Origin of the sequence: Burkholderia sp. 9775_39, assembly GCF_015712225.1 — a bacterium.
GTDB lineage: Bacteria > Pseudomonadota > Gammaproteobacteria > Burkholderiales > Burkholderiaceae > Burkholderia > Burkholderia cenocepacia.
Genome location: NZ_JACCQC010000022.1, coordinates 1 through 13033 on the forward strand (window position 1 = coordinate 1; position 13033 = coordinate 13033).

Annotated in this window: 8 protein-coding genes; 5 read left to right on the plus strand and 3 right to left on the minus strand. The window is 65.6% G+C overall.

Annotated features, from left to right (window positions below):
- From H0X90_RS25820 to H0X90_RS25840, 5 genes are all read left to right on the plus strand, one after another.
- Nucleotides 1-1022: hypothetical protein (locus H0X90_RS25820; RefSeq protein ID WP_196438238.1), on the plus strand; the 1022-nt coding region annotated here is incomplete at its 5' end.
- A gap of 395 nt (nucleotides 1023-1417) precedes the next feature.
- Nucleotides 1418-4441: an ATP-binding protein gene (locus H0X90_RS25825; protein ID WP_077189252.1), complete on the plus strand. Its 3024-nt coding sequence runs from the start codon at nucleotides 1418-1420 to the stop codon at nucleotides 4439-4441.
- 88 nt (nucleotides 4442-4529) lie between these two features.
- The gene (locus H0X90_RS25830; protein ID WP_006495876.1) at nucleotides 4530-4715 is read left to right on the plus strand and encodes a hypothetical protein; all 186 of its coding nucleotides are present in this window, start codon (nucleotides 4530-4532) and stop codon (nucleotides 4713-4715) included.
- Nucleotides 4716-5020: 305 nt separating this feature from the next.
- The gene (locus H0X90_RS25835; protein ID WP_077189251.1) at nucleotides 5021-5680 is read left to right on the plus strand and encodes a response regulator transcription factor; all 660 of its coding nucleotides are present in this window, start codon (nucleotides 5021-5023) and stop codon (nucleotides 5678-5680) included.
- 59 nt (nucleotides 5681-5739) lie between these two features.
- Nucleotides 5740-8739, plus strand: a complete 3000-nt coding sequence (locus H0X90_RS25840; RefSeq protein WP_077189250.1) for an ATP-binding protein — start codon at nucleotides 5740-5742, stop codon at nucleotides 8737-8739.
- Between the two features lie 113 nt (nucleotides 8740-8852).
- Here H0X90_RS25840 and H0X90_RS25845 read toward each other — a convergent pair whose 3' ends face one another.
- From H0X90_RS25845 to H0X90_RS25855, 3 genes are all read right to left on the minus strand, one after another.
- Nucleotides 8853-11471 (minus strand): fimbria/pilus outer membrane usher protein, encoded by a 2619-nt coding sequence (locus H0X90_RS25845; protein ID WP_077189249.1) that lies wholly within the window; start codon nucleotides 11469-11471, stop codon nucleotides 8853-8855.
- Between the two features lie 196 nt (nucleotides 11472-11667).
- Entirely contained in the window at nucleotides 11668-12411 is a 744-nt protein-coding gene (locus H0X90_RS25850) for a molecular chaperone (protein ID WP_171984132.1), read from the minus strand.
- Between the two features lie 75 nt (nucleotides 12412-12486).
- Entirely contained in the window at nucleotides 12487-13032 is a 546-nt protein-coding gene (locus H0X90_RS25855; protein WP_227745520.1) for a fimbrial protein, read from the minus strand.
- Nucleotide 13033: the final 1 nt, after the last annotated feature.

Sequence of the window (13033 nt, forward strand, 5' to 3'; positions counted from 1 at the left end):
TTGCACTGATTGCATTGACCTGCCTGGCGCTGACCGCTTGCGGCGGTGGCGACGACAATTCCTCGCCCGCGGCGTCCGGCGGATCGGGCACGACCAACAACGGCGGCAGCGGCGGGACGGGCGGCACCGGTTCGGGCGGCACGGGCTCCGGCGGCAACGGCGGCAACGGCGGTTCGAGTGGCTCGGGCGGCAGCACGCTGACGTGGCGCTACGAGGCGCAGCCGGCCGCGACGGATCGCGCGAGTTTCCTGACGCTGATCAACAACGAAGGCGCGAAGGGCTATCGCTATCTGGGCGACTCCTTCTACACTGCGGGCAATGGCGGAACGCAGTCGGTCTTCGTGAACGACGGCACCGCGCAGACCTACACGTACCAGTTGCAGACGGCGCCGGCCGACATGACGTCCTTCGTCAATGCGGCCAACGCGCAAGGGGCGAGCGGCTACCGCTACGAAGGGCCGCTCACGTACGGCGATCTCTATCGCAAGGATGGCGGTTCGTCCGCCACCTACACGTATACGGCGACGGGCCAGCCGGCCGATGTCAACGCGTTCCTCGCGCAGGCGAACGGTCAGGGCCAGTCGGGCTACTGGTTCGTCGGCCCGATGATGGTGGGCGCCGTGCAGGCGAACGTGTACATGAAGAACAACGCGTCGAACGCGACCTATACGTACGACGCGCTGACGTCGACCTCGACCGTCGACGACTTCATCGCACAGGCCAACAGCGAAGGGGCGAAGGGTTATCGCGCGAAGGGCGCGATGGTATTCGGCACCGCGACGTCGTGGGTCTACGTGAAGGACCAGACGCAGTCGCCGACCTTCTCGTACCAGTCGGCCACGATCCAGTCGACCGGCGCGAGCTTCGTGCAGCAGGCCAATACGTTCGGCGCGCAGGGTACCGCGTATCTGGGCGACATCGCGCTCGGCAGCCCCGCACCGGTGATGGCGTCGTTCTATTTCACGCCGAAGAACTGCACGGGCTTCCTGTGCACGACGCTGAATCCGCTCACGCAGAACTGAGCGGGCGCCCCGTACCGCGGCAACGCGCAGGTCGTGAGTTCGTGAACGATCCGCGCGCGTCGAATCGAGTGCCTCAGGTGCGCCACGTGATACGCGGTTGCATCTTTTGCCGCCGGCTTGCCGGCGGTATTTCGTTCGCACACAGGCCGCCAGGTGGCGGTCTGTCGTGACGGGTCGGATACGATCACCCGGAAAATCCACGACCAAGAATCGGTCAAGTTCAAAACAAACAATCAAATAAGTCAGACTTGTACTAAAACGACCGTACACGACTGATTTCGTCCGTGTCGTTTGGCATGATCGGGACACCTTCATCCCGTTTGTTTCCATCGTGACGTCCATTCGGGCCGGGCATTCGCTCGACTTTCGAACCCGACGTGCCGTCGCGACACGCCATGCCGTACAGTACGCTTCAGTCCATCCGGCGCTATCAGAGCATTTCGATGTTCGGTGGCGCCATCGTCGTCACGATCCTGATCCTGATCGCCTGCGGGCTCGGGATCGCATCGATCGTTTACGGCCATCTGGACAGCGAGCGGCGCAACTTCCTGAATGGTGTCGAGGAAGCGGTCGACGAAATCCAGGTGAGCGAGACGTCGTTTCGCAACGGCGTCACGAACACGCAACTGATCTGGCGTGAACTCGACGCGGCGCCCGCCGCCGTCGTGAACGATTTTTTCGACCACGGCCAGCAGATCGCGATCACGCCCTATCCGTCGCTCGTGGTCGGCGTGCCGGGGCAGACGACGCAGCGCGACGAGGTCGCGCGCTATCTCGCGCTGTCCTTCCTGCTGTCGCGCATCTGCGCGGCGAGTTCGATCAATCGCGGGCGCACGCTGGAGGGGTACCACTACAGCACGCACACGGGGCTGTTCGGCATCGTGCCGCACCTGTCGCGCGACAACCCGGTGCTCGCGACCACCGACGCGCGTGCGCGCGTGCTGGATGCGTTGCACATCGATTTCGCCGACGGGCCGCCGCTTGGCGAGGATGGCCGGCCGCACGTGCACTGGCTGCCGCCGTACATCAATCCGGTCACGGGGCAGCGCCGCATCCGGATCGCCGCCGAGGCGCGCGACGACGGCCGGCCGTTCGCGGTGCTGGTGACGGAATACGCGCCCGAATACCTGCTGTCGTGGCTGCCCGGCCGCAACGTCGCCGGCGTGTTCTTCATCACGACGGCCGACAACCGGCTCATCGCGGTCGATCCCGACGTCGCGCGCACGCCGGCGCTCGACGCGCACCTGCTCGGGCTGGATGTGGCGCACGGCGAGGTGGCGTCCGGCGAAGCGATGTTCCGCGACGGCATGATCGTATTCCGCGGCAGGCTCGGCTCAACCGGCTGGACCATCGCCTATGCGCTGTCGTGGGCCGACGTCGCCGCCGCGATCGGCGTGCGGGCCGGCGCGCTCGTCGCGGCGTCGCTGCTTGCGATCGCGGTGATGTGGCTGTTGCTCGTGCTGTTTTACCGGCGCGTGCTCGTGCCGGTTTATGCGCGTTCCGCGCGTGTGTTCGACAGTGAGGACCTGTGCCGTAGCGTGATCGGGATGGTGCCCGTCGGCATCGGTCTCGTGTCGCTGTCCGACCGCCGCGTGATGCTCGCGAGCGATGCGCTGGCCCAGATGATTCCGTCGCATGACGGCGGTCATCGCGCGCTGTCCGGGCAGGTGCTGGCGAAGTACGACGCGTTCGTCGCGAACGCCGGCGCGGGCGGCACGATGCAGACCGAGCTCGTGCTCGACGAAGGCGTCGCCGCACCCGTGCATCTCGAAGTGATCGCGCGCGGCGCGCGCTACCAGGGCGAAAACGTGCTGGTCGCCGCGATCTCCGACGTCAGCACGAAGCACCGGCTCGTGCATACGCTCGAGGAAGCGGTGCGCGCGGCCGATTCGGCGAATGCGGCGAAGTCGTCGTTCCTTGCCGCGACGAGCCATGAAATCCGCACGCCGCTGAACGTGATCCTCGGCAATCTCGAATTGCTCGAACGCACCGCGCTCGACGCATCGCAGCAGAGCCGCGTGCAGACCGTGCGCGCGTCGGCCGAGGGGCTGCTCGCGATCGTCAGCGACATCCTCGATTTCTCGAAGATCGAAGCCGGCGCGATGTCGGTCGAGTCGATCGAGTTCGACGTGATCGCGGTGATCGGGCGCGAGCTCGCCGCGTTCGCACCCGTCGCGAAGGCCAAGGGCCTGTCGCTGTTCGCCGATATCGACGCGAACGGCGCGCAGCGGATGCGGGGCGATCCGACCCGGCTCGCGCAGGTGCTGGCCAATCTGCTGAGCAACGCGATCAAGTTTACGAGCACCGGGCATGTCGTCGCGCGCGTGTCCACCGGCTGCAATGCGAACGGTGCGGCCGAGATCGCGATCAGCATCGAGGATACGGGCATCGGGATCGACGCCGCGCAGCAGGCGCGGCTGTTCAAGCCATTCTCGCAGGTCGATGCGTCGATCACGCGGCGTTATGGCGGCACGGGGCTCGGTCTTGCGCTGTGCGACCGGCTCGTCGGCGCGATGGGCGGCACGACCGCGGTCGACAGCACGCCCGGCGTCGGCAGCCGCTTCACCGTGCGCTTGCCGCTCGGCATGAGCATCACGGCGGAAACGCCGTTCGATGCTTTCGTCGGGCGCACGCTGATCGTCGTGTCGCCGGACGATGCATGGCGAGCGTTTGCATTTCCGCATCTGCGCGCATGGGGCTTCGAGGTCGCGATGCATGCGAGCCCGATCGGCATCGCGGCCGGATGTGTCGCGCAGGCGCATGCGATCGTGCTGTTCGGCGATTCGGACCGCTGGCGGCGTGACGAGCTCGACAGTCTCGACGGCTGCACGTCGATCGTGCTGGCCACGCCGGACGGCCCGTTGCACCCCGACGTCGCGGGCCGCACGATCCGCGTGTCGAGTTATTCGCTCAGCGGGCTGCGCGTGGCGATGACGGCCGCAGGCGTCGCCCGTCGCGAGCGGCTCGGCCCGCCGAGCACCGCCCTCGATGCCGGTCGCGGGTCGGCCCTTGGCCACGGCCCGCGCGTGTTGCGCGTGCTGGTGGCCGACGACGCGGCCGTCAACGGCTCGATATTTCGCGAGCAGCTCGACGTGCTGGGCTGCCCGTCCGGCAGTGCGGGGCTTGCCAGCGACGCGCTCGACATGCTGGCGCTGGGTGCGTGGAACGTGCTGCTGCTGGGCGCCGACCTGCCCGACATGCGGGCGGCCGCGCTGGCGGAGGCCGTGTTCGAGCGGGAGCTGCCGTGCGACGTGATCGTCGTCGCGTCGCATCTGGCGCCCGAGGAGGCGCGCCGTTATGCGGCGGCGCATGTCGAATGCGTACTGACCAAGCCGGTGATGCTGGCCGACCTGCGTCGTGCGCTCGCGCGCATCGCCCGGCGGCGAGGCATCGATTTGCAGGCGGCAGGGACACAATGAAAACCATACCTACGCAACAAAGAAAGGCAGACGCGGCGCATCGCTCCGATGCATCGCGATAACGACTGAAGAAGAAAAGGAGGGAGCCGTGCGCCACATGGATAAGGTGTTCGGACTGTTGCTGGGATTCGCGACGCTGCCTGAGAAGTCCCGACGGGACTTCCTGACGATGCTGAACGAGTTCATGATGATGTCGCCGTCGCAGAAGCGGCGCGCGGTCATCGAGTGGCAACGGGCGGCGAACGAACACGACGGGCCGATCGTCAAGCGATAGCGCGTCGGGGCCGGCAGGCAGGGCAAGCCATCCCGGCCGGTTGCGTCGGGCTTGACGCGGAGGGCGCGCGCTGTCCACCCCGACGAACCGGAAGCGATCCGGTCCACCATGAAAACGCCAACGCGCACGGTATGTTGCGGTGTCGAATGGCCGGTCTGACGCCGGCTCCGACAGTTACCTTAAAATGTGACAAACACGATCCGGCTTGCCGGGCACGGTCTGCTGTCCGTGTCGAGCGCGGCAGCCGAGTATCGTCCTGTCAAGGCATGAGGGCCGCGCCGCGCGTATCGGGGAGAAATGAAGTCATGGATGAATTTTTTGTGCGTGTGATCGTGGCGGATGATCATCCGTCGTCCGCGCTCGGAATGTCGCAGGCACTGTCGGGAAGCAGCACGATCAAGCTGCTCGGAACCGTCGCGAATTCGACCGACCTGGTGGCCATGCTCGACGAGCAGCAGAGCGACGTGCTCGTCGTCGATTACGTGATGCCGGGCGGCAAGTTCGGCGATGGCCTGGCGCTGCTGTCGTTTCTCCAGCGCCGCTTTCCGGCGCTTCACCTCGTGACGATCACGATGCTCGACAACCCGAGCGTGCTGCGCGCCATCCAGAAGCAGGGCGTGAGCTGCATCCTGAGCAAGTCGGATGCCATTTCGCACCTGGTCGGCGCCGTGCATGCCGCGTTCGTCGGCGCGAATTACCTGTCGCCATTCATCAAGCAGTTGCTCGAAAACAGCGAGATCGCGCCGAGCACGCGGCCGCTGACGAACCGCGAAATCGAGGTCGTGCGGCTGTATTGCGCGGGCTACACGGTCGGCGAGATCGCGACGCAACTGCACCGCAGCAAGCAGACGATCAGTTCGCAGAAGTCGAGCGCGATGAAGAAGCTGGGCATCATCCGCGACGTGGACCTGATCCGCTACGCGAGCGAAGGACACCTGCCCGAGGAATCGGGAGGGACTGAATAGCAGACGGGCACAGCGCCGCGCATCGACGATTCGCCGGCATGAGCCGACCCGGGGACCCCATGCCATCCACACTGAAAACACTCGTTGCGCAGGCCGCTGAAGCCGCGCGCAGGCCGTTCGATCCGAGCCGCGTCCGGCGCCAGCAGCTGTGGCTGCTATACGGCGGCGGCGCAGCGATCACGTTGTTCGTCCTCGTGTGCGCGGCGCTCATCGTGCGGCTGGATGTGCACGATTATCTTGCGCAGGCGCGCTCGACCTTTCTGCAGCGCGAGGCGCAGTTCTATGCCAGCACGAACACGGCGGATGCGATGCTGACGGCCTACGGCGCGCCGATCGAGCGGCTCTGGAGTCGAGGCGAAACGATCGACCCGGACGTGCTTCGGCAATTCGACGAGGGTCGCGGCAGGCTGGTCTGGCACAGCGCGAGCGGTGCGGACCGGGTGCTCGCGCTGGCCGACGTGTCCGCAGACCGCCCGGCTGCGACGTACGCACGCTATCTGGCGGCTGTGATCGGGCGAATGGACCCTGTCGGGCCGCCGCCGCTGCAAATCGCCGGCGTCGAACCGGTCGGCGCCTATCTGATCGGCCTGGATGGCCACTTTCTCGCCGCGTTCGGGCAGCCGCTCGTCGCGCATGCGCGCGGGCTCGATCTTCAGGCGGACAAGGACTTGCCGTCGCTGGTGGCGGCCTTGATGCCGACCGGCGCCGAGAAACAGAAATGGGGTATTCCGAACGGGGTCTTCATGCTCGACCGTCGCTTCGATCCGGTGGTCGGGCACGAGGTCGTGCGGTTCGCGCGGCGCCTGGACGGCTGGGATGGCCAGCCGTTCGCATGGCTGGTCATGAACGGTCCGTTCGAGCTTGCCGATATCCTCGCGCCGCAGTCGAGCGATGAAGATACGGCGATCATCGACGGACGCGGCAATATCGCGATCGGAACGCTGCGCGATCCTGCCGTGATCGAGCAGCGGTTGAACAGCGTGCGCTCGCCGTTCGGCGAGCATGTGGTCGTGAACCGGGGCGGCATGCGGTTCGTCATCAGCGACCGTCTACCGGGTTCGAGCCTGGTCATGGTGACGACGTTCTCGTGGCGCAGTGTCGTGAAGGCCACGATTTTCCGCGTGAGCGCCGCGCTCGGGCTGGCGCTGATCGCCATCGTGCTGCTGTGGGTGGCCATCGTGACGTTCGACCGGCGTGCACTGCGTCCGGCGAATCGCCGGACGGTCCGGCTGATCGAGAGCGAGGCGCTCAACCGGACGTTGATCCGCGCGGCGCCGGCCGGGCTGATGCTGCTGTCGGTAGCGGATGGCGAGACGATGGTGCGCAACGACACGATGCGCACGTACGACGAAGCGACTTCCGGAGCACCGCTCGGCAAGCGGATCTGGCAGGCGTTCGGCGCGCGCGCGCACGGCGCCGCCGTCGTGACGCAGGAGCTGGCGGTCGAGCTGGCCGGGCAGGGGATGACGTATCTTGCGGTGAACGTGCTGCGCACGCGATACCGCGGCGCCGACGTGCTGTTGTGCACGCTGAACGACGTCACGGCCCGCAAGCAGGTCGAGGACAAGCTGCGCGAGGCCCGCGAAGCGGCCGACGATGCCAATCGCGCGAAATCGACGTTTCTCGCGACGATGAGCCATGAGATCCGGACACCGCTCAACGCGATCATCGGCAATCTGGAGCTGATGGAGCGCGCGGCGCTGCCCCCTCAGGAAGCGCGGCGGCTCAAGACGATCATGTCGTCGTCGGACGTGCTGCTGCGCATGATCAACGACGTGCTGGACCTGTCGAAGGTCGAATCGAACCAGATGGTGCTCGAGCATGTGCCGTTCGACGTGCGCGACGTACTGCGCGATGTCGTCGCGATCTTCCGGCCGCTCGCGGATGCGAAGCACCTGATGCTCGAATGCCGGATTGCGCCGGACCTCGCGGACGGTTATGTCGGCGATCCGACCCGGCTGCGCCAGATCGTGTCCAACCTGGTCAGCAACGCGATCAAGTTCACCGAGCAGGGCAGCGTCGTGATCGACGCGCGGGTGACCGTGGATCAGGAGAACACGCGATGCGTCGAGATCGCGGTGCGCGATACGGGCGTCGGGATTCCGCCCGAGGCATTGCCGACGTTGTTCGATGTCTATATCCAGGCCGATCCGTCGATCTTCCGCCGCTTTGGCGGGACCGGGCTCGGGTTGCCGCTGTGCCGCCGCATCACGGAAGCGATGCATGGCGAGTTGACGGTCGACACCCGGCCTGGCGAGGGGGCGACATTCGTGGCCGCGCTACCGTTGCCTGAAGCGGCGGCCGGTTGGCGGGTCGTCCATGCCGATGACGATTCGGCGCCGGATGCCGCTCACGCGGACGACGATATCTCCGCGTTGCGCGTCCTGGTGGCGGAAGACCATCCGGCCAGCCGCGCGTTGCTGCGCGACCAGTTCGCGGCGCTCGGCCACGACGCAACGATCGTGACGAACGGCATCGAGGCGATGCGCGCGTATTTTGGTGAACCGTTCGACCTGGTGCTGACCGATCTCGGCATGCCCGAACTCGACGGTTTTGCACTCGCGAACTTCCTGCGTGAGCAAGGTGCGACGGTGCCGGTGATCGCGATGACCGCGCACGCGACGGACGAGGACTACCGGCGTTGCGCGCAGGCGGGGGCCGCCGAGGTGGTGCTCAAGCCGCTGTCGATCGATGCGCTCGACGCGGTGTTGCGGCGGCATGGCAGCAAGCACGGCGGCGTGGTTGGCACGCATGCGCAGCATGCGGCGCTCGTCGTCACCGATGAAATTCGCCGCACGTTGCGCGAGGCCACGTTGCATTCGCTCGACATGCTCGAGGCCGCCCGGTCCGCCGGCGATACGGCGGCGATCGGTGTCGAACTGCATTCGATGCGAGGCGGTTTCGCATTGGCCGGCGATCACGCGGCGCGCGATGCCTGTGCAGAGATGGAGGCAGCCGCGGCGCGCGACGACGCACTGGCCGCATTCATGGCGAACTGGCCGGGCTTCCGACGCGAGATCGACGCGGCACTGAGCCGCCTGGCGGATGCCCGTGCCTGACGCGGCATGACGCACGTTTGAATCATGGGCGCGTTGTCGATACGTTTGCATGACGGCCCGCCGGAAACGACAACGCCCGCGATAGCGGGCGTTGTTGCATGTGAAGCGGCGAATCAGAGCGTGCCGGGGCGGCACATGCTGGTGATCTGCTGGTAAGACGTCGCTTTGCGGCGGCTTGCCTTGACCGGCAGGTCGTACGCAAGCCGGCAGACCGAGCGGCTGTCGTTGCCCCACTTGACGACGAGTTCGCCGTGGTCTTTCAGGCCGCGCACGAACACCTTGCTGCCCTGCCCGACGAGGCCGAGTTCCTTGCCTGCTTCGTCCGTGACAGCCGCGCCGAACGGCAGCGGGGTGCCATCTGCCTTGCGGGCCAGGATCACGGCGGAGCGGCCGGTATCGGTGTCGAACTTGAGGAACGGCACGGCGCCTGCACGCGGTGCAACCTGCTGGCTCGTTTCCTTCAGCTCGACATCCATCGAGATGCCCTTCGGATCCAGTTCGACCGTATTCAGGTTGTACGGCGTCAGGAACGGCACGATCGCATAGCCACGGCTGTCGACGCGTACGCCCGATGCGTTCGTGACGCGGGCGCCCTCTGCACCCTTCGCCTCGACGATGCCGAACGTTTCCGACAGCGGTTGCGACAGCGTGATGCCGCCGGGGTGGGCAACCGCCGCACCGCGAATGTTGACCGAGCCCTGCTGGTAGTTCGAGCTGCCGCCCGCGCTGAGGCTGAGTTCCGCGAAGCGCGCACGATACGTGAGGTTGCCGTTGCCGTCGGTGCTCGAATCGCCATTGCCATTGGTATGGTTCGCCGAGACGCTGTAGGCCAGATCGTTGTCGACGCCGAGCGAGCCCGACAGCATCGACTGAACCTGCGTGCGGCCTCGCGTGTCGTGGGTGACGTTGCTCGTGAGCGTGGTCGGCCGCGTGCGCCCGAACGGAATCGTCACGCTCGCGTAGTAGAGCGTGCTCATGTCGCCGCCGAAGTTGCGCTGGCGCGTTGCGGACAGGCTGTACGAGATATTGCGGAACGAGTTGTTGTAGCCGACCGAATAGTCGACGTCCGAACCCGGACGATTCCAGTAGTTGGCCGCAGCCGCGGTCAGGCTGAGCTGGCCGGCCTTTTCGCCGAGCCGCTGGGTGAGCATCAGCGACGCGCGGTTGCGTTGCCGCCAGACCGTGTCGACCGGATAGCCGATACGGACCGCGTCGCGCGCGCTCATCGCGTCGTTGAGGTTGAAATAGCCGCTCGTCGAATAACGGTAGGCCGCGATCGACACGTCGGTGCCGGTCGGTGCGATCGACTTCGAGTAGCTGACCCGCAAGCTCGACCCGTTGAAGCGCTTGAGGCCCGGAATCGACGTGGTGGCCTGCGTGAAGTCGAGGCCCAGCGCGCCGAGTTCCGTGTTGAAGGCCGCACCGAGCATGGCGGATGCGTAGCCGGCGGCGACGGTCACGCCGCCGTAGCCGGTCAGCAGGTTCGTCAGGCCGCGCTGATAGGTTGCCTGCGCGAACAGCGGATTGCTGGAATTCTGCTGGTTGCGTAACGTGCCCGCGACGAAGCTGTAACGCTGGATGCCGGGTCGCAGCGACAGCGGAACGGCGGCGTAAGGCACGGAGAACGAATGCACCGAGCCATCGGCTTCGGTAACGGATACCTGCAGGTCGCCGCCGTAGCCGGTCGGATACAGATCGCGGATCTCGAACGCGCCGGGCGAGACAGTGGTCTCGTAGATCGTCATGCCGTTCTGGCGGATCGTGACCTTTGCGTTGGAGTTCGCGACACCGCGCACGATCGGTGCATAACCGCGCAGCGAATCGGGCAGCATGCGATCGTCGGTGGACAGCCGGACGCCGCGGAACTGCGTCGAATCGAACAGTTCGCCGGACGTGAACGTCTCGCCGATCACCAACTGAGACGACAGCGACGGCAAATCCCGCTGCACGTAGGTCGAGATATCCTGGTACTTGCTGCCGCCGCGTTGCGACCACGTGGCCGAACCCTGGTGGCGGAAATGCCAGTTACCGATGTTGAAGCCGCCGTTCAGGCCCAGATAGGCCTGCGTATCGGCGCTGGAGTCGCGGACCTTCGAGCTGTAGACGTTCAGGTTGTAGTCGAGCATGCCGACGGGCACGCCTTCGTCCCACTGATCGGGACTGACGTAACCGCGTGCATGATTCACGAGCGACGCTTGCGGGATGCTGAGCGTCAGTCGTTGTTCGCTGAAGTCGAACGAGACGCTCGCTTCAGGAACGATCTGACCGATCCGCCGGCATTCGCCCTTGACCGCGATCGCGGCGACGGTTTCGGGCGGCAGCTTCTGGAAATCGACGCCGATGCGTCGCAGCAGCTTCTCGTCGAAGCAGGGCTGCGCGTCGGGTGTACCGGGCGCGCCGTTGAACGTGATGTCGTAGCGGCCGATCCAGTCGCTGCCGACCACGAGGTCGACACTGTAGGTGCCGGGTTGCACGACGTTGCCGCGCGAGAAGCGCGAGAGGTCGACGGCTTGCCCGCTGCCGTTGTTCAGGAAGCCGGGGTCGAACGTCGCCTGGGCGAAATCGGTCTGTGCGAGTTGAATCCGCTCGACGGCGGGCTGGGCAGGCTCCAGCGCATCCGCCTGGCCTTCGGTCGACCATGCGGCGAGACTCGACAGCACCAGCGCGTAGACGGGTTTGAGCCGTGGCGGGCTGGACACATCGACGCACGAACGTTGAATCGGCGAAATCATATTCCCCGGCACTCCAGTTGAGATTGCGCATGTGTATCGGCAGGGCACACACACGCGATGCATGCGTTGATGCCTGCCTGGTAGGCGGCATCAAATGAAGAAAAAAACGGGTGGGTTGGCGATCAGCTTGATCGCCCCTGTCGCGCGGAGCCTGAAGGCTCGCTTCGCCGGTGATCAGGGGCGTGTTCGCGCTGTGTTACGGCTGAACCGACAGCGGCTGCTCGTTGTTGGCCGACGAGCCCCAGTCGTTGATGCTGTTGAACTGCACTTTTGCACCGGCAGCCGGCATGGCGTGCAGGTTGGCGATCGGAAATTCCTGCGTGGTACGGGGCAACACATAACCTGCGCCGGCGTCGTACTTTTGCCCGTTCGCGTGCAGCAGGATGCTGCCGATATTGACGACGTAAGGCGTCGGATTCGTGGCCTTCAGCACATAGCTACCCTGCTTGCCGGGCGCGACCTGCCAGCGCACCTGGCCAGGTGCCGTGTGTGCTTCACCGGCCAGGCCTTGCGGGCGGAACATGATCTTGATGCGAGTGCGCAATGCAATTTGCAACTCGTTGCGATCGGCGCCGTCGTTGGCTTTCGGCGGAATCTCGAGCACGTTGAGCCAGAACAACGATTCCTTGTCGGTAGGCAACGGCTCGTTCGTGTAGATCATGCGCAGCGTTTGCCCCTTGTTCGGTTCCATCCGGAACATCGACGGGGTGAGCGTGAACGGGACATTGATCGTTTCCGGCGACGCATTCTGATCGCCCGCATCGATCCATGTCTGGACGAGCGCCGGCGTCTTGCCGTCGTTCGTCAGCTTGATGGTTACTTCGCGCTCGTTGCTCGGAAAGACGACACGCGTGCCAGAGATCACCACGCTCGCATGGGCTTGCGAGGCGACCAGAGTAGAGATCAGCGCAATGGACTGGAGCGCTCTGATGATTTTCATGGCGGCTTCTAGTAGTTTTAGGGAGAGAGGCGATGCGGAAAACGAGGCCCGCTGCGAAGCGGGCCTCGCGACGCATTACTGATAGATCAGCGAGTACTGGACCTTCGAGTTCGCCGAACCACCCGTTGCCGCGCCGGTTGCCAGGTATTCCGCGAAGAAGTTCATTTGTGCCGAACCGTCTGCGCCGATCGTCACGACTTGCGAGTTCTGATCGGCAGCGTTCGCGCCGACCTTGATCGCTTGCTGCTGGTCGTTCAGGACTTGCAGCACGACGTTGCCTGCTTCCGGTGCATCTGCCGTACCCTTGTCGAGCGACAGCTTGCCGTCGGCCGTGACGTTCGTTGCGTTTTCGAATGCGACCTGAACCTTCGTCGGGTTACCCTTGCTGGATTCGGTATCCACTGCACAACCGGTCAGCTTGAAACCGAATGCGGTGCGGCCGGCGACTGCGCCCGCTGCATTCAGTGCGCCAGAGCTGACCGTCGGCATCGGCACCGACTTGTTCGACGTTGCGCCGGCGGCGAGCCCGTCGATCTTGCAGGTTGCGGCGGTGACGTTGCCGGTGAACGTGATCGTGCCGTCTGCTGCGTTGGCGGCCGATGCCAGACCAAGGCCTGCCACA